Origin of the sequence: uncultured Maribacter sp., from assembly GCF_947495965.1 — a bacterium.
Taxonomy (GTDB): domain Bacteria; phylum Bacteroidota; class Bacteroidia; order Flavobacteriales; family Flavobacteriaceae; genus Maribacter_B.
Window position 1 is genome coordinate 95297 of the sequence record NZ_CANMBB010000008.1, and the last position, 17381, is coordinate 112677.

Genomic DNA, 17381 nt, shown 5'->3' on the forward strand with positions numbered 1-17381 from the left:
ACCCTTAATTCCAACGGTTACCGTTAAATTGATTTTTTTTCCAATACCACATCATAATAAAACCAAACAACGCACCACCAACATGTGCAAAGTGTGCTATACCACCTCCTAGCAAAGAAAAACCAGTTACACCGGAGAATAAATCTAAGCCTATTAAAACAGGTATAAAATACTTTGCTTTCACAGGCACTGGTATAAACATTAAAAACAACTCACTATTAGGATAAGACATGCCAAAAGCTACCAAAACGCCATAAATAGCTCCTGATGCTCCTACAGCAGGAGTATTGTATGCACTAAGAAAATTATCTATAGTGCTTTTTCCTGCTACATTATACCAATCTGTGTTATACTGGCCATTTGCAATAATTTTTAAAATTTCTGTCTCCGATATACCAGAACCAACTAATGCGTCTAGACCTTGTGTAAAGTAAAAATAATTTACACCGGTATGAATAAGTGCAGCCCCTAAACCTGCAGAAAAGTAGAAAAAGAAAAACTTATTTCTACCCCACATTCTTTCTAAAGGTGTTCCAAAGGCCCATAATGCATACATATTAAAACCAACATGCATTAACCCACCATGCATAAACATATGAGAAACTAACTGCCATAGTTCAAAATTTTCATTCTTTGGAAACCACAAAGAAAACCACTGATACATTTGGTCTCCATATAATTCTGTTGCTACAAAAAACAATATGTTAATTATTAGCAAGTGCTTAATAGCATCTGTTAATTTAGCCATCTAAATAAATTTTTTATCAATATCGTTTTCTGTTATAGTAACATACGTTGGTTTATTAAACGGACTTAATCCTGGTTCCTTACAAGCGAACAAATCATTTACTAAAGCTTGTTGTGAAGCCGCATCTAATACCGCTCCTGTTTTTACACTTAAAGTCTTAGAAAGTGTTTTCGCAAGAATATCGGTTTGAGAAAAACTATCTCCAGAAATTTCCATTTGATAATCTAAAATTAATTGTTCTAAAACCATTTCCACTTCACTTTCTACAACCTGTAAAGGAACTCCAGTTATTTCTACAACTTCTTTTTCTATAATATTAAATGCAAAACCAATAGTTCTTAACTGCTCTTGTATTTCTTTTAATATAGTAACATCTGTAGTAGAAAAATGTAAAGAAAGAGGAAATAACAATTGCTGACTTACCGCCTCTTGAATAGTAATATTCTTTAAGAATTTTTCATAGAGCACTCTTTGGTGCGCTCTACTCTGATCTATTACAACCATGCCAGATTTAATAGTGGTTACTATATATTTTCTTCTAAGTTGAAATGTTGTAGAAACCGATTCTTCTTCAACTTTTTCTTCTTTAAATATAGACCCAGTAATAACCTCAGACTCAAACTCCATACTAGTAAAAGGAGCACTTTCTTCTTTTTTTGTTCCTAAACCTTCATACAAATTTTCCCACCCTTTAGTACTTGGTTTAGTATAATTTGTATATGAAGTTCCTGCTGCATTAGAAGTGCTTTTTGGCTTTTCTACCTCGTTAGCAAAAGGATTAAAAGTAGCATCTACTGTAACTTGCGGTATTTCTACTTGTTTATTTTTATAAGAATAAGGTGTATCTAAATTAGGATCTTGCTCAAAATCTATAGCTGGGACAACACTAAATTGCCCTAAGCTATGTTTTATTGTAGAACGCAACAAAGCGTATAATGTATGCTCATCATCAAACTTAACTTCGGTTTTTGTTGGATGAATATTGATATCTATTGTACCTGGATCCACTTCTAAACATAAAAAATAACCAGGATACGTATTTGGTTTTATTAGCCCTTCAAAAGCAGCAACCACAGCATGGTGCAGGTAGGGACTTTTTATAAACCTATCATTCACAAAAAAGAACTGTTCTCCCCTACTCTTTTTAGCAAATTCTGGTTTATTTACAAATCCAGAAATTTTCACCACTTGCGTTTCTTCATTAACAGGTACTAATTTAGAATTAGCCTTTCCTCCAAATATTTGTACGATTCTTTTTCTAAAATTTACAATAGGCAAATTAAACAACTCACTACCGTTATTATAAAAATGAAAAGCAATAGTTGGATGCGCTAATGCCACTCTATGAAACTCGTCTGTAATATGCCTAAGTTCTACTTGATTAGATTTTAAAAAATTTCTACGTGCCGGTATATTAAAAAAAAGATTCTTTACTAGCATTGAAGTTCCTTTAGGAGTAACCGCAACTTCTTGAGAAATTACTTTACTACCTTCTATTTTTAATTGAGTACCTACTTCATCTACCTCTGTTTTGGTTAAAAGCTCCACATGCGCAATTGCAGCTATAGATGCCAGAGCTTCTCCTCTAAACCCTTTTGTATTTAAATTAAATAAATCTTCGGCTTTTTGGATTTTAGATGTAGCATGCCTTTCAAAACTTAAACGAGCATCTGTAGTACTCATTCCTTTTCCGTTATCTACAACTTGGATAAGCTTTTTTCCAGCGTCTTTTACAATAAGTTTTATTGTTGTAGCACCAGCATCAATTGCATTTTCTAGAAGTTCTTTTACAACCGAAGCAGGACGTTGCACTACCTCACCCGCAGCAATTTGATTCGCTACGTGGTCTGGCAAAAGTTTTATAATATCTGCCATGCTAACTTATAAATATAGATAAATCAAAATCAATTATAAATAAAAATATTAAGATTAAAACTGCAAGAATAATTACCATTCTCTTTCTAAGATTACGGTCGCCCTCTCTTTTTACATCGTCTAAAACGTTATTAAACTTTCTTTTTAACCCTCTATTTCTTCCTACGGTAGACCTAAATTTATCAAACTTATGTTCAATTTCATAAGGATTCCCTTCCCCTTTATCGTCATAAAAACGAGGAGAATATCCAAATTTCTTGTTCTTACCTAATTTTGTGATTTTGCTAAGCATACCCATTGTATCAAAGTTACTTAAAATCAAAAAATATGCCGTAATAGGAACCTTAAAATTTGTTAACAGTTTTAAAGTTTTCTATAATAGAAGTTAAAAAAGTATAAAAAATAGAAATACTAGCCTAAAGCAGCCATTTTTATTGCAGCAATTGCGGCCTCTGTTCCTTTATTTCCGTGTTTGCCTCCACTACGATCTATAGCTTGTTGCAAAGTATTATCGGTTAACACACAAAAAATAACTGGAGTATCTGTTAATACATTTAAATCCTTAATGCCTTGAGCGGTTCCGCTACATACAAAATCAAAATGTTTTGTTTCTCCCTGAATTACACTTCCAATTGCAATAACAGCATCTACTTTTTGTGAAGCTATCATTTTTTTAGAACCATAAATAAGCTCAAAACTACCAGGAACATCCCATTTAACAATATTCTCTTCTAATGCACCACAATCTTTAAGAGCTTCTACTGCTCCTAAATAAAGGCCATTCGTTATTTCTGTATTCCATTCAGAAACAACAATCCCAAATCGAAAGTCTTTCGCATTTGGGATTGTTTCTTTATCATAAACAGATAAATTTTTATTTGCTGTAGCCATTTTTATTCACTTTTAGCCATTCCAAGAAAGGCATCAATACTACGAGCTTCATCAGAACCAGAAAATTCGTCTTTAATTCTTTGAAAGAATTTTAAAGCCTTTGCATTTTCCTTTAACTCTAATGCAGTTACTCCTGCTTTATATAAAAATTTTGGAGCTGTGTATTCATTACCACTATGTGCTATTGCACTTTCATAATATCCTAATGCATCACTTGCTTGTCCTAACTGCATAAAAGCATCTCCTAAACCACCTTTTGCTAAAGCGCCTAATATTGCATCATCAGAAGAAAAGTTTTCTAAATAGGTAATTGCCTCTTGGTATTTTTGCATATTCATATAAGACATACCAGCAGAATAATTAGCAATATTTGCTGCTTTGGTGCCATTGTATTCTTCTATTATATTTAAAAAACCATATTTACCATCTGCACCATTTAAGGCTAAAGTAAATAAAGAATCTTTTGCTGTTGTACTCACCAAAGCTTGGTCAAAATATTGTTGCGGATAATACATTTCATTAGCAGCATCTGCCTCTTTAGGGTTCTGTACAAATTGCATGTATCCTAAATACCCTAGAACCGCAACTGCTATAACACCAATAATACCTAATATGTAATTTTGATTATTAGAAACCCATTCCTCACTTTTAGAAGCACTCTCATCTAGGGTGTTAAATACTTCGGCAGTTGTGCTTTCTTGCTCCTCTACCTGTTGCTCTTCTACTTGATTTTTAGGTTTAAATCCTCGTTTTTTATATGTTGCCATCTTAAATTTTATTGATCGCGCAAAAATAAAGTTTTTATTGAAATTCAAGTGGGTATTTATTCGTTATTTTTCGATATTTTGCAGGTTTCTATGAGAATTTAGAATAAAACACCCGAAAATTAGGCATGCATCTACATAAATTATCTTTAATAAATTATAAAAATTTTAGTTCAGAAAATTTTGAGTTTGACACTAAAACCAACTGTTTTGTAGGGCATAACGGTGTTGGAAAAACAAATGTTCTAGATGCTATTTACCATTTATCTTTTGGCAAAAGTTATTTTAACCCAATAACCTCACAGAATATAAAACATAATGAAGACTTTTTTGTTATTGATGGTTTTTTTAAAAAAAATAAAAAAGAAGAACATATAGTTAGCAGCCTAAAAAAAGGAGCAAAAAAAATAATAAAACGTAATGGGAAGGCATATGAACGCTTCTCGGATCATATTGGCTTGCTGCCCTTAGTAATTATTTCTCCTTATGATAGAGATTTAATTGCAGAAGGTAGTATTACTAGAAGAAAATTTATAGATGGAGTCATTTCCCAATCGGACAAAGAATATTTACTTACCTTAATAAAATATAATAAGGTATTATCTCAAAGAAATTCTTTATTAAAATACTTTGCTATTAACCATACTTTTGATGCCACAAACCTAGATGTATATAATGAGCAATTACATGAATATGGCACATTAATATTTAACAAAAGGCAAGAATTTTTAAATACTTTTATTCCAATTTTTAAGGAACAATACAAAGCTATAACCAATAATACTGAAGAAGTAACTATATCTTTTGAAAGTAAATTAAAAGACCAAACACTTTTACAATTATTAGAAGCTACAGTAGATAAAGACCGTGCATTACAATATACTAGTAGCGGAATTCACAAAGACGATTTAAGTTTTAAAATTAATAATTACCCTGTTAAAAAATTTGGCAGTCAAGGACAGCAAAAATCTTTCTTAATTGCTTTAAAATTTGCACAATTCCACTTTATTAAAGAACAATCTAAAACCACCCCTATTTTAGTTTTAGATGATATTTTTGATAAATTAGACGAAAACAGAGTTTCTCACATTATAAGCTTGGTAGATAATGAAAGTTTTGGACAAATTTTTATTAGCGACACCCATGCCGAAAGAACAGAAAACTTAGTTAAAAACATACATCAATCTTATAAAATATTTAAATTATAAGTATGCTTAAAAATTTTGTTATTCTTATTACTTTATGCTTTATTAGCTGCACTTCTAAAATTAATAAACAGGACATAAAAAACCTAAATGGGTATTGGGAAATACAAAAAGTAACCTTTAAAGACGGCACCTCTAAAGAATATAAAATGAGTACTACCTTAGACTACATTCAAGTTTTAGATACTACTGGGTATAGAAAAAAAGTACAACCAAAATTTAACGGTACTTATGAAACCTCTAACGATGCAGAAACATTTAGGATTACAGAAGAAAACGCAACATTCTTTTTAAATTATTCTTCGGATGAAATTAGCAAAAGAAAAGAAAAATTGATTACTTTAAACAAGAACACATTTTCTGTTATAAACGAAGAAGAAGTTATGTACACCTATAAAAAATTCACTTCTATAAATAGTACTAAATAATGGCAAAACGCAAGTTTGGTAATTTACCTTTAAATGAAGCTTTACAAGAATTTATTAAAGAAAATAAATTACAAGGCGGTATGGACAAAGTTAATGTTAAGGAAGCTTGGATAAACTTAATGGGTAATGGTGTAAATAATTATACCACGGATGTAGAATTAAGAAATGAAACTTTATTTGTTTCCCTTTCTTCCTCTGTATTAAGGAATGAATTAAGCCAAGGAAAATCTAAAATTATTACAATGCTTAATGAAGAGCTAGGCAAAGAAATAATTAAAAAATTGGTTTTAAGATAAAAAAAGCTGCCTATTAATAAGCAGCTTTTAAAATAATATACTTTTATATTTAGTAAATTTCTCTTCCTGAAAAATGGAAACTTCCTTCTATAGCAGCATTTTCATCACTATCCGAACCATGAACAGCATTTTCTCCAATACTAGTTGCAAACATTTTGCGAATAGTACCTTCTGCAGCCTCAGCAGGGTTAGTAGCTCCAATTAAAGCTCTAAAATCTTCTACAGCATTTTCTTTTTCTAATATTGCAGAAACAATTGGACCTCTAGTCATGAAAGTAACTAACTCTCCAAAAAATGGACGTTCTTTATGAACAGCATAAAACGCCTCTGCATCTCTTTTACTTAACTGCGTATATTTCATTGCTACAATTTTAAAACCTGCAGCAGTGATTTTATCCAAAATACCACCAATATGCCCATTTTCTACAGCATCAGGCTTAATCATTGTAAAAGTTCTATTTGTTGTCATCTCTTATTTTTTGCGCAAAAATAAAGCTTTTAGATAAACGAACAAGAAAAATAAAAAAAAGTGTTTAGTTCTTGATTTTAAGCATACAAAAAGAAAAAATATTTGAAACAATGAACTTTATAATTTAATAAGAACAAAAACATTTAAATGTAATCTCTATAACCTAAACTATAATAAAAACTAGTATTCCTCACACAAAACATAGTAACCATAAAAATTGATTTAAAATACAGTAACAGACTCCTAAAAATTTCTCCTTTTATTTTATAAAATTGTATATTCGTCGTCATGAATTTAAAGGACATAAATGCGCTTAAAGCGCTACTTTCTACACCTCAAAAAATTGTAATTATACCGCATAAAAACCCAGATGGGGATGCTATTGGTTCTACCTTAGGTCTTTATCATTATTTACAGGACATAGGACATAAAGCAACTATTGTTTCTCCTAATGATTACCCAAAGTTTTTAAAATGGATTCCTGGAAATGATAGTATTCTAAATTTTGAAAAAGAAAACTACCAATCTAAAGATCGTATTAATGAAGCCTCAATTATTTTTACACTAGATTTTAATCACTTAGGAAGAATAGGGCAAATGCAACCTTTCTTAGAACAAGCAAATGCTACTTTTGTAATGATAGACCACCATCAAGAGCCCGCAGACTATGCAAGCGTTATGTATTCTGATGTTAACATGAGTTCTACCTGCGAAATGGTGTATAACGTAATAGAATTCCTTGGAGATGTTAGTAAGATTGATGCCAAAATAGCTAATTGTCTTTATACTGGAATAATGACCGATACTGGTTCTTTTAGATTTGCATCTACCACCAGTAGAACACACGAAGTTGTTGCAGATTTAATTAGAAAAGGTGCTAAAAACACAGATATTCACCAAAAGATTTATAATGCTAACACGCCAAGTAGATTACATTTACTTGGTTGTGCTCTTAAAAATATGGTAATTTTAAAAGAATTTAATACCGTATATATAACCTTAAGTCAAGAAGAGCTAGACACTTACAATTATCAAAAAGGGGACACCGAAGGATTTGTAAATTACGGACTAACACTAGAGGGAATAAAATTTGCTGTCATATTTATAGAAAATAAAGAAGAAGGTATTTTAAAAATATCACTACGTTCTATAGGAGATTTTTCTGTTAATGAATTTTCTAGAAAACATTTTAATGGCGGTGGCCATACGAATGCTGCAGGTGGTAAAAGTGATGATTCTATGGAGGAAACAACAAACTATTTTAAAAACCTGTTAAAAGATTACAAAGAGGAACTAACCGCATGAAAAACATCTCATTAATTTTATTCTTATTAACTATTATAGGCTGCAAAGGTCCGGAACCAAGAAGAGCTGTTAAAAAAAGTTCTGGCAACATAATTAAAGAATCGGTTGCTAGAAACAAAAGACTTTTAAAAGAAGAAGAAAAACTCTTTAAAGAGATTATTAAAAAAGATACGATTCATGAGTACTTTCATAGTGATGTAGGCTCATGGTATTATTACACAAATAAGAATAACGAAAGTAACTATACCGCTAAACCAAAAGATTTAGTTACCATGACCTATACCATTTTAAACGTAAACAATGACACTATTTATTCCTACAAGGAAATAGACACCATAAATTACAAAGTAGATTTACAAGAACTATTTCCAGGACTTAGACATAGTGTTAAACTATTAAAAGAAAATGAAACAGCAACCTTTTTATATCCTTCTTCATTAGGATATGGCTATCATGGTGATAACAGAAAAATTGGAATTAACCTTCCTCTAAAAGCAACTATATCCATTTTAAAAATTAAAAAAGAAAACCAATAGATTTAAAATTAAAATTATGATTAAAAAAGTATATGCATTTATAGTTATAACTCTTGCAATAGCAAGTTGTAAATCTGGAAAACATGCAGATTTAGGAGATGGATTATTTGCAAATATAGAAACTACAAAAGGAGATATCATTGTAAAATTAGAGCAAGAAAAAACTCCAGTTACTGTTGCAAATTTTGTTTCCTTAGCAGAAGGAACAAGTCCATTTGTTAGCGAAGAGTTTAAAGGAAAAAAATATTATGATGGTATTATTTTTCATAGAGTTATAAAAGACTTCATGATACAAGGTGGCGACCCTACTGGAACTGGCTCTGGTAGCCCCGGATACAAATTTAAAGATGAATTTAATGATTCTTTAACGCACAGTAAAAAAGGTATCTTATCTATGGCTAACTCTGGACCAACAACCAACGGAAGTCAATTTTTTATAACCCATAAAGAAACTCCTTTTTTAAACGGAAGACATACTGTTTTTGGTGAAGTAGTAGAAGGTTTGGACGTAGTAGACTCTATTGCTGTTGTTAAAACACAATCTGACAGACCTTTAGATAGTATTGTCATGAATAAAGTAAGTATTATAAGAAATGGGAAACTTGCAAAAAAGTTTGATGCCGTTGAAGTTATGAGTTCTTATTTTAAAGGTGAAGAAGAAAAAATTGCAGCCTTTGAAAAAATGAAAAGCGAATTTGCTTCTGAACTTAATGAAATGAAAGCTAAAGCAACAGAACTTCCAAGCGGATTAAAAGTATATACTATAAAAGAAGGTTCTGGTGAAAAACCAAAAGTTGGTCAAAAAGTAAAAGTTTTTTACGCTGGGTACCTATCTAATGGTAATTTATTTGACAGTAATTATGAAGAAGTTGCTAAAAAATTTAATAAATACGATGCTAGAAGAAAACAAGGTCGTGGATATGAAGCAATCCCTATGGATTATAGTCCAGATGCTACCTTAATACCAGGATTTAAAGAAGGGTTATTAAGTATGAAAGTTGGTGACAAAATTCGTGTATTTATTCCACCACATTTAGGGTACGGAGAAGCTGGTGCAGGAGCTGTGATACCTCCTAATGCAGATTTAGTTTTTGATTTAGAAATTACTGGTATTGCAGAATAAAACAAAACCACATATTAAAAAGAAAGGCTTGCATTTTGCAAGCCTTTCTTTTTGCAATTATTTTTCTGGACTATCTTTCAGAATCTCTAAAACAAACTTCCAGTATTTTTGAACAGATGAAATACTAACTCTCTCATCTGGAGAATGCGCTCCTTTAATGGTCGGGCCAAAACTTATCATATCTATTTTTGGATAATTTTGTCCTAAAATTCCACATTCTAAACCTGCATGGCAAGCTGCTACATTTGGTTTTTCTTTAAAAATTGTTTCATATTTATTTTCTAAAACTTTTAATATAGCAGAATCTGGATTGGGATTCCAACCAGGGTAATCACCAGACAAAGAAACATCCATACCTGCTATTTCAAAAGTAGCCGTTAACGCATTTGCCAAATCATCTTTAGAAGAATTAACAGAAGAACGAGTTAAACATGCTATTACAACTTCCCCTTTTTTAACGGTTACTCTAGCAATATTATTAGAAGTTTCTACTAATCCCGGCATAGAATTACTCATACTATAAACGCCATTATGTGCAGCATAAACGGCATTAAATAGTTTTTCTTGAGGACGTAACCCCATAACTTTTTTAGGCTTTCTAACAACAGCAAACGTAACATTAAGATTAGGCTCTGTTAATTTAAATTCTTGCTTTAGTATGACAGCTAAATTTACTATTTCTTTTTCAAATGCACTTGCATGAGCTTTATCTACAATTAACACTGTAGAACTTTCTCGTGGAATTGCATTACGCAAACCACCGCCATTTATTTCTGAAATTCTTATACTATAATTTCTATTACAGGTATATAAAATTCTATTCATTATTTTATTAGCGTTACCTAATCCTTTATGAATATCCATACCACTGTGCCCACCTTGCAAACCGTTTACAACAATCTTATAAGGAATTATTCCCCTTGGAAGAGACTTCTCAGAATAAGTACGCTTTGCAGTTATATCTACTCCCCCTGCACATCCTATACCTATTTCATCATCTTCTTCAGTATCTAAATTCAGTAGAATCTCTCCTTTCAAAATTCCTTCTTTAAGCCCCATTGCACCTGTCATCCCTGTTTCTTCATCAATAGTAAACAATGCTTCTAAAGCCGGGTGCTCAATATCTTTACTTTCTAATAATGCCATTATGGTTGCCACCCCTAGCCCATTATCTGCTCCTAAAGTGGTGCCTTTTGCTTTTACCCAATCTTCCTCCACAAACATTTCTATTCCCTGCTCCTCAAAATCAAAAATAGTATCGTTATTTTTTTGATGCACCATATCTAAATGGGACTGTAACGTTATCATTTTCTTATTTTCAAAACCCTTAGAAGCAGGTTTTCTAATTATAACATTACCTACCTCATCTTTTAGAGTTTCTAAATTTAAAGATTCCCCAAAAGCAAGCATAAAATTTATAACACGTTCTTCTTTTTTAGAAGGTCTTGGAACTGCATTTAAATCTGCAAATTTATTCCAGACAGCTACAGGTTCTAATTCTCTTATTTCTTCACTCATTTTTTTATTTTAATCCATCAAAAATACGGATTGATAAAGAACCTTACGAGTAAATTAGCTAATTTTGAAAAGGACGCTACTTATTCATAACTTTCTAATATCAATATATAATTTGAAATTAACTCTAAATAGAAGTATTGCCATATTATTAATACCACAAATTATTATTGTAAAATGGCTTGGAAGCTACCCTGAAGTTGTAGAAAAATATTACAGTAATTTACTATACCCAATAATAGCTTCTTTCTTTAGAACGCTTTTTGGATGGGTTCCTTTTTCTATAGGAGATATTATATACTTTTCATTAATAGTTATAGGTTTAGGATACATTTATACGAATAGAAAGTACTTACGAAAAAATCTAAAAGTATTTTTCATAAACTGTATAATGATACTCTCTATAGCTTATTTTACTTTTCATTTACTATGGGGATTAAATTATTATAGAGAACCTATTTCTAAAAAATTTAATTTAAAAGAAGAATACACACAGGAAGAACTTTTAGTTTTAACTAAAAATCTTATTGCCAAAACTAACGCCACACAATTAAAAATTACTAAAGACTCTGCTACTGCTGTAATTTTCCCTTACACAAAAGAAGAAATATTTTCTAAAACTCTAGATGGTTATACTCATTTAAATAAAAAATATCCTTTTTTATCGTATCAAAAACCAAGCATAAAAGAATCGCTCTTAAGCACAGGACTAACCTATATGGGGTATGGCGGCTACCTTAACCCATTTACTAATGAAGCACAAGTAAATGCTCTATTACCTAAATTTAGATTCCCTGTAGTTGCCGGTCATGAAATTGGACATCAAATAGGGTACTCTGCAGAAAATGAAACTAATTTTATTGGATATTTAGTTACTGTTCGCAACTCTGATATATATTTTAAATATTCTGCATATGCTTATGCTTTAGGGTATTGCCTTAATGATATAAATAAAAATAACCCAGAACTTGTAAAGCAGTTATTAGAGGAACTAAACCCAGGGGTTAAAAATAACTATAAGGAAATGAGCACTTTTTGGAATACATATGAAAATCCTTTAGAACCTATTTTTAAATCTATTTATAACAGTTTTTTAAAAGCTAACAACCAAACTAAAGGGATACAAAGTTATAATTCTGTTGTATCCCTTATTATTAGCTATCATAAAAAAAACAATTTATAAGTTTTTTTCACTTTATTCTACAGAGCCCCAGTTTTCTCCAGATTTAATTCTATACAACTGCATTTCAGATATACCAAACTGCTTTGCTAACATTTTTAATCTAGTACGCCTATTGGGGTCATTTATTTTTTTCTTTAGCAACCTTACTTTGGCCTCTGACAATTTAGAATATCGTCGTCTTTTAGAGGCTTCTTTGTATTCCGGATTACTAAATTGGTGCTTCTCTTTCTCTTCTTTAGTAGCCCATTTTAAATTTTCAAGTCTATTATCCTTCTTGTCGTAGTTTAAATGAATAACATATTGCCCATCATTTTTTTCAAGAAAATGCTCTGCAATTAACTTGTGTACATATCTACTAGTTAATTTTTTATTCACTTCCTGTTTTAACGGCAAGTTTTGATAGCCATTAATGTAGGTAACTTTTACCAGTTTTTCGGTAGCACCTTTACAATTAATGATTCTTCCAAAATTTGAAATTTTGTACTTCTCGTTTTTAGAAATTTTATCGTCAAATTTAATTTCTTTCCACTCTTCTCTTCTGTAGCTTTTTATCATCTTTAGGGGGTTCAATGATAGTTAATGGTTTCATTCTATATTTTAACAAGATATAAAATTCTTTGCAATACCAGTATTATTTGAGGTATTCCTTACAAACAACAAAAATAAATCAGCTTATTTACGTAAAAAAACGTACGTAATCTTACAAAACATAGGATTATAATTTATTTTACTTTTATGAACGGTACTAACTCTCCTATTTTATAAGCATCTTCTCTAGGGGATAAACAAACAAAACCATTAGCATTAGATAATGTTGTTAAATCTCCAGAACCATTACCATTTATGAGTTTTGCACAAAACATACCCTTCTCTAAAAAAGTAGTTACTTGAACAAATTTGGTTAATGGAGGTTTTGCTTCTATTTCTTCCTGCAGTAGCACTTGCAGATTATCTTGTGGTAAACCCAAACTCTTTTTGAACCATGGTAAAAAATACACATGGTAATTAGCAAATGTGGAAACAGGATTTCCAGGAAAAGAAAATATAATGGTATTTGTTTCTTTATGCACACCAAACCAAAAAGGTTTTCCTGGTTTTTGTGCCACTCTATGAAAAACTTTTTCTACTCCAAGTTCTTCCATAACCTCAGGGATAAAATCATATTTTCCTTTAGAAACGCCACCGCTTAACAACAGAGCATCATTTTTCTTAAGCGCTACGGAAATACTCTTTTTTATTTCTTCTTTTTTATCGGCTAAATGTAACTGTTCCGGAATAACATACTCTTTATACAAAGCAGCATCTATAGAAAGAACATTAGATTTTCTAATTTGATGAGGCAATGGCTTTTCTTCTACAGGAACAAGTTCATTTCCTGTAGAAACAACACTTATTTTAGGAAGTTTTTTAACCTTTACTACGGATTTACCGACCGTAGCCAAAATACCAACCTCAGCAGCATCAATTCTAATTCCAGGAGATAATAAAACAGCTCCTTTTTTTTCATCAGTTCCTTGTGCATGAATATTTATTCCTTGCTTTGGAATTTGATTTATGGTAACCACTTTATCCCTAATACTAACATGTTCATACATTACGATGGTATCTGCTTTTTTAGGCAACACAGCTCCTGTCATAATCTCTAGACAGTTATAATCTTCTTTTAATTCTTGTTGTGGAATTCCTGCACTACAAATACCCTCTATTTTTAATTCCGTTTTTCCTTCTAAAATAGATTTATAATTAAGTGCAATACCATCTTTAGTAGAACGATTAAAAGGCGGAAAGTCACGGTCTGCAAAAATTGTTTCGGCTAACACTCTACCAACACTGTTTTTTAAAGTCACAGTCTCTTCTCCAAAATCTTTAGCATGTTCTAAAACTTTACTAAAGGCATCTTCAAAATTTATCATTAGCAATAGTATAATTAGGCATAATTAGCAAAGGAATTTAAACTGTTCATTCCTCCATTTACATTTACACAAATAGCTTCTGGAAACTCTTTTATTACTATCTGCAATGCTTTTTTACTACGTATACCAGATTGGCAAATAAAATAAATAGGGGAATTTGTATCTAGTTCTTCCAATTGGTCATCTATTTCATCTAACGGAATGTTTATAGCCCCAATAAGATGCTCATCTTCATATTCATTCTCAGTCCTAACATCAATAAGTTGTATATTTTTATCCGCTAACAAATCTTGTAAACCAATAGCTTCAATAGACTCTAGAATTGTTTCACAACTAAAATCATAGTTAGTTTGCAATTCTTTAATTAATAGGTTTTCTTCTACAACAGGAAATTTTATTTTTTGACTTCTTTGGGCTAAAGCATCAAAAATTAATAAAGTACCGGATAATAAATCTCCAATACCTGTAATTAACTTAACCGTTTCTAAAGCTTGTAAGTTACCAATTATTCCTGGTAGTATTCCTAAAACGCCATTCTCATTACAATTCGGAATAGCATCTTCTTTTGGCATGGTTGGGAACAAACACCTATACGTTGGACCTCCATTTGCATTAAAAACACTTACTTGCCCCTCAAAATCATGCAAAGCACCATAAACAAATGGTTTATTTAGAATAACGCAAGCATCGTTTACAAGATATCTTGTTGGGAAATTATCTGAAGCATCTACAACGCAGTCGTAATTTTTAATAATTTCTAGAGCATTTTCAACATTAAGAAAAGTCGCAAAAGTTTTAATTTGTGTATTGGAATTCTGAGCTTTTAATTTCCTAGCTGCAACGGATACTTTTAGTTCATCTACATCATCCTCGTCAAATAAAACTTGTCTATGTAAATTGGTGATAGAAACCGTATCATTATCTACAATTCCAATTTCACCAACTCCCATGGCATTTAAATACGTTAAAACAGGTACACCCAAACCACCAGCGCCAATTACCAAAACTTTAGCATTTGCTAATTTGTTTTGCGCTAACTTTCCAAAACTTTTTAATTGAATTTGCCTGCTATACCTATTCTGGCTCATGAGACAGCAATTTTCTCTAATGCATCTTTATAATCTTCTACAGAGTTTGCATTAAGTAACACATGTTCATTAGAAGGAAAAACTAACTCCACTTCACTATTAATTAAATATTTACGTGGACAACTACCATTCCCAGCTTCTAAGTAAGTTACCGATTCTTTTAGTGCTTCTGGTTCCCAAATAGCACATAATGGTTCTGGTAACGGACTTTCTTTTAAAGCAAAAGCTGTAGACAAAGGGTTCTTGTTTAAATTTCTAGACGCAATTAATTCTTTTAAAGAAGAAACATCCATTAAAGGTAAATCGCAAGCTAAAACTAACCAAGCAGCCTCTGGATGCGTTTTATGAGCAGACAAGAGTCCATTATAAGGTCCTTTATATTCGTCTTTATCAATAATAACATTAAAGTCCGTACTAATTTCTGCTGCTTGTTCTTTACGAATACTCATAAAAGTTTTTTCGCAAACAGAACTTAACATTTCATATAAATGTTCTCTTTGTGGCTTCCCATGATAAGATAACAATCCTTTATCTTGTCCCATTCGGGTACTTTTACCACCAGATAGAACTAAACCGTATATTTTATCGTTCAAAATCATTTTTCCCTCCTGTTTTTTTCTCTAATTTAATTTCAGAAATAACAATATCCTGAGATAAAGCCTTACACATATCATAAATAGTTAGTGCTGCCACAGAAACACCTGTTAAAGCTTCCATTTCTACTCCTGTTTTTTCTGTACATTTTACAGTACAGTGAACCAACAACTCATTAGCTCCTGGTTCTATATCTATATGTACCTTAGTTAAATTTATTTGATGGCAAAGAGGAATTAACTCCGACGTTTTTTTTACTGCCTGTATTCCTGCTATAATTGCAGTTTGCAAAATGCTCCCTTTTTTGCCAGAAAATTGATTTTCTGACAAAGTTTTAAAAACTATTTCTGGAAAAATCACTTTTCCAGATGCAATAGCTAAACGGGGCGATGCTTCTTTATTAGAAACATCAACCATTACTGCATTACCAGCTTCATCTATATGTGTAAGTTTCGTACTCATTACCCTCCTATTGATGTCATTGAATTAGAAAAAACATTTTTGTATTTTTCTTGGGCTTCAAAACCTGTTTTAGCTCTGCTCCCAACAGCTTTTAGAATTTCGGTTTTAATCCCATTTTCAGAGTCTTCACCTCTCATAATATCTCTTAAATTAGCACTAGCTTTTGCATACAAACAAGTAATTACATCTCCTGTAGCAGAAATTCGTAATCTATTACAACTACCACAAAAAGTTCTGCTAAAAGACGGTATAACACCAAAAGAGCCTATGTAGCCAGGTATTTTGTAATTAATAGAAGTGGATGTTTTCTCGGATTCTAATTTAAAATAATCCGGAAAACCTTCTTTAATATGTTCTAAAATGTACTTATAATCCCACTTTAACTTAGAGAATGATTTTGTACCCCCATTAAATGGCATTTCTTCTAAAAAACGTACACAAACATCAAAATCCTTAGTTAACTCTAAAATTGGAAGTATATCTTGCGTATTTTGACCTTCTAATGCTATAAAATTTATACGCACATTAAAACCTTCTGTTATTAATTTAAGAATATTAGCGTGTACTGTTTCGTATTCTTTTCTTCTTGTAATACGTTCAAAAGTATCTCTATTAATAGCATCTAAACTTACATTAATATTTTTAATTCCTAATATTTTAAGCTCATTTATGTACGGTCCAATTACAGTTGCATTTGTGGTGATAGATATATCTTTTAACCCCTCTAAATTAGATAAGTGACGTAATAAAACCATTACATCTTTACGAACAAATGGCTCTCCTCCTGTAATTCTAATTTTATCTATTCCTTGACTTACAAGAATAGAACTTAACTTAGATAATTCTTCTATTGTAAATAAGGCATTGTTTGGTGCAAAATTTATACCTTCAGAAGGCATACAATAATTGCATCTTAAATTACAACGGTCTGTTACCGCTAAGCGCAAATAATTAATTGTTCTATTATGATTATCTACTAACATAAA

General features: G+C 31.3%; 20 protein-coding genes. 7 read left to right on the forward strand and 13 right to left on the reverse strand.

Translation table 11 applies throughout. The features are described 5' to 3' along the window. Positions 1 to 4 precede the first annotated feature (4 nt). The 5 genes from Q0820_RS14205 to Q0820_RS14225 all read right to left on the reverse strand — a co-directional run bounded on the left by Q0820_RS14205 (position 5) and on the right by Q0820_RS14225 (position 4281). Positions 5 to 748 (reverse strand): rhomboid family intramembrane serine protease, encoded by a 744-nt coding sequence (locus tag Q0820_RS14205; RefSeq protein WP_298488490.1) that lies wholly within the window; start codon positions 746 to 748, stop codon positions 5 to 7. Then, complete coding sequence (gene mutL / locus Q0820_RS14210; RefSeq protein ID WP_298488492.1) at positions 749 to 2623, reverse strand: DNA mismatch repair endonuclease MutL; 1875 nt, start codon at positions 2621 to 2623, stop codon at positions 749 to 751. A gap of 1 nt (position 2624) precedes the next feature. After that, complete coding sequence (locus Q0820_RS14215; RefSeq protein ID WP_298488640.1) at positions 2625 to 2921, reverse strand: riboflavin synthase subunit beta; 297 nt, start codon at positions 2919 to 2921, stop codon at positions 2625 to 2627. A gap of 113 nt (positions 2922 to 3034) precedes the next feature. Next, complete coding sequence (ribH, locus tag Q0820_RS14220; protein WP_298488494.1) at positions 3035 to 3514, reverse strand: 6,7-dimethyl-8-ribityllumazine synthase; 480 nt, start codon at positions 3512 to 3514, stop codon at positions 3035 to 3037. A gap of 2 nt (positions 3515 to 3516) precedes the next feature. Continuing rightward, positions 3517 to 4281 (reverse strand): tetratricopeptide repeat protein, encoded by a 765-nt coding sequence (locus tag Q0820_RS14225; protein WP_298488496.1) that lies wholly within the window; start codon positions 4279 to 4281, stop codon positions 3517 to 3519. Positions 4282 to 4406: 125 nt separating this feature from the next. Between Q0820_RS14225 and recF the strand changes: the two genes are divergently transcribed. Genes recF through Q0820_RS14240 form a run of 3 tightly spaced genes read left to right on the forward strand, consistent with a single transcriptional unit; the run spans position 4407 to position 6207 of the window. Continuing rightward, positions 4407 to 5486: a DNA replication/repair protein RecF gene (gene recF / locus Q0820_RS14230; protein ID WP_298488498.1), complete on the forward strand. Its 1080-nt coding sequence runs from the start codon at positions 4407 to 4409 to the stop codon at positions 5484 to 5486. A gap of 2 nt (positions 5487 to 5488) precedes the next feature. Further along, on the forward strand, positions 5489 to 5911 hold the full coding sequence (locus Q0820_RS14235; protein ID WP_298488499.1) for a hypothetical protein: 423 nt from the start codon (positions 5489 to 5491) through the stop codon (positions 5909 to 5911). After that, positions 5911 to 6207 (forward strand): DUF721 domain-containing protein, encoded by a 297-nt coding sequence (locus Q0820_RS14240; protein ID WP_298488501.1) that lies wholly within the window; start codon positions 5911 to 5913, stop codon positions 6205 to 6207. Before Q0820_RS14235 ends, Q0820_RS14240 begins: the two co-directional genes overlap by 1 nt. 49 nt (positions 6208 to 6256) lie before the next feature. Here Q0820_RS14240 and Q0820_RS14245 read toward each other — a convergent pair whose 3' ends face one another. Then, a complete protein-coding gene (locus Q0820_RS14245; RefSeq protein WP_298488503.1) occupies positions 6257 to 6676 on the reverse strand; it encodes a nucleoside-diphosphate kinase in 420 nt (139 codons plus the stop codon). A gap of 288 nt (positions 6677 to 6964) precedes the next feature. On the opposite strand from Q0820_RS14245, the gene Q0820_RS14250 reads away from it, so the two are divergent. From Q0820_RS14250 to Q0820_RS14260, 3 genes are read left to right on the forward strand one after another with little or no spacing between them, the layout of a single operon-like run. Continuing rightward, positions 6965 to 7981, forward strand: a complete 1017-nt coding sequence (locus Q0820_RS14250; protein WP_298488505.1) for a bifunctional oligoribonuclease/PAP phosphatase NrnA — start codon at positions 6965 to 6967, stop codon at positions 7979 to 7981. Then, positions 7978 to 8517: a gliding motility-associated peptidyl-prolyl isomerase GldI gene (gldI, locus tag Q0820_RS14255; RefSeq protein WP_298488507.1), complete on the forward strand. Its 540-nt coding sequence runs from the start codon at positions 7978 to 7980 to the stop codon at positions 8515 to 8517. The genes Q0820_RS14250 and gldI overlap by 4 nt, the downstream gene beginning before the upstream one ends. Before the next feature lie 16 nt (positions 8518 to 8533). Then, positions 8534 to 9640, forward strand: a complete 1107-nt coding sequence (locus tag Q0820_RS14260) for a peptidylprolyl isomerase (RefSeq protein WP_298488509.1) — start codon at positions 8534 to 8536, stop codon at positions 9638 to 9640. A 57-nt stretch (positions 9641 to 9697) separates the two neighbouring features. On the opposite strand, the gene Q0820_RS14265 is transcribed toward Q0820_RS14260, so the two are convergent. Then, entirely contained in the window at positions 9698 to 11158 is a 1461-nt protein-coding gene (locus Q0820_RS14265) for an aminoacyl-histidine dipeptidase (protein ID WP_298488511.1), read from the reverse strand. A gap of 112 nt (positions 11159 to 11270) precedes the next feature. On the opposite strand from Q0820_RS14265, the gene Q0820_RS14270 reads away from it, so the two are divergent. Further along, the gene (locus Q0820_RS14270; RefSeq protein ID WP_298488513.1) at positions 11271 to 12338 is read left to right on the forward strand and encodes a DUF3810 domain-containing protein; all 1068 of its coding nucleotides are present in this window, start codon (positions 11271 to 11273) and stop codon (positions 12336 to 12338) included. A gap of 12 nt (positions 12339 to 12350) precedes the next feature. Here Q0820_RS14270 and Q0820_RS14275 read toward each other — a convergent pair whose 3' ends face one another. From Q0820_RS14275 to moaA, 6 genes are all read right to left on the reverse strand, one after another. After that, the gene (locus Q0820_RS14275) at positions 12351 to 12893 is read right to left on the reverse strand and encodes an NUMOD4 domain-containing protein (protein ID WP_298488515.1); all 543 of its coding nucleotides are present in this window, start codon (positions 12891 to 12893) and stop codon (positions 12351 to 12353) included. 167 nt (positions 12894 to 13060) lie between these two features. Next, positions 13061 to 14251 (reverse strand): molybdopterin molybdotransferase MoeA, encoded by a 1191-nt coding sequence (locus Q0820_RS14280; protein WP_298488517.1) that lies wholly within the window; start codon positions 14249 to 14251, stop codon positions 13061 to 13063. A gap of 14 nt (positions 14252 to 14265) precedes the next feature. Next, positions 14266 to 15339: a HesA/MoeB/ThiF family protein gene (locus Q0820_RS14285; protein ID WP_298488519.1), complete on the reverse strand. Its 1074-nt coding sequence runs from the start codon at positions 15337 to 15339 to the stop codon at positions 14266 to 14268. Further along, complete coding sequence (locus Q0820_RS14290) at positions 15336 to 15938, reverse strand: NTP transferase domain-containing protein (RefSeq protein ID WP_298488521.1); 603 nt, start codon at positions 15936 to 15938, stop codon at positions 15336 to 15338. Before Q0820_RS14290 ends, Q0820_RS14285 begins: the two co-directional genes overlap by 4 nt. Further along, positions 15922 to 16395, reverse strand: a complete 474-nt coding sequence (gene moaC, locus Q0820_RS14295) for a cyclic pyranopterin monophosphate synthase MoaC (protein ID WP_298488523.1) — start codon at positions 16393 to 16395, stop codon at positions 15922 to 15924. Before moaC ends, Q0820_RS14290 begins: the two co-directional genes overlap by 17 nt. Further along, positions 16395 to 17378 carry a GTP 3',8-cyclase MoaA gene (gene moaA / locus Q0820_RS14300; RefSeq protein ID WP_298488525.1) on the reverse strand — a complete coding sequence of 328 codons (984 nt, stop codon included), beginning with the start codon at positions 17376 to 17378 and terminating at the stop codon, positions 16395 to 16397. The genes moaC and moaA overlap by 1 nt, the downstream gene beginning before the upstream one ends. Between the last annotated feature and the right edge of the window lie 3 nt (positions 17379 to 17381).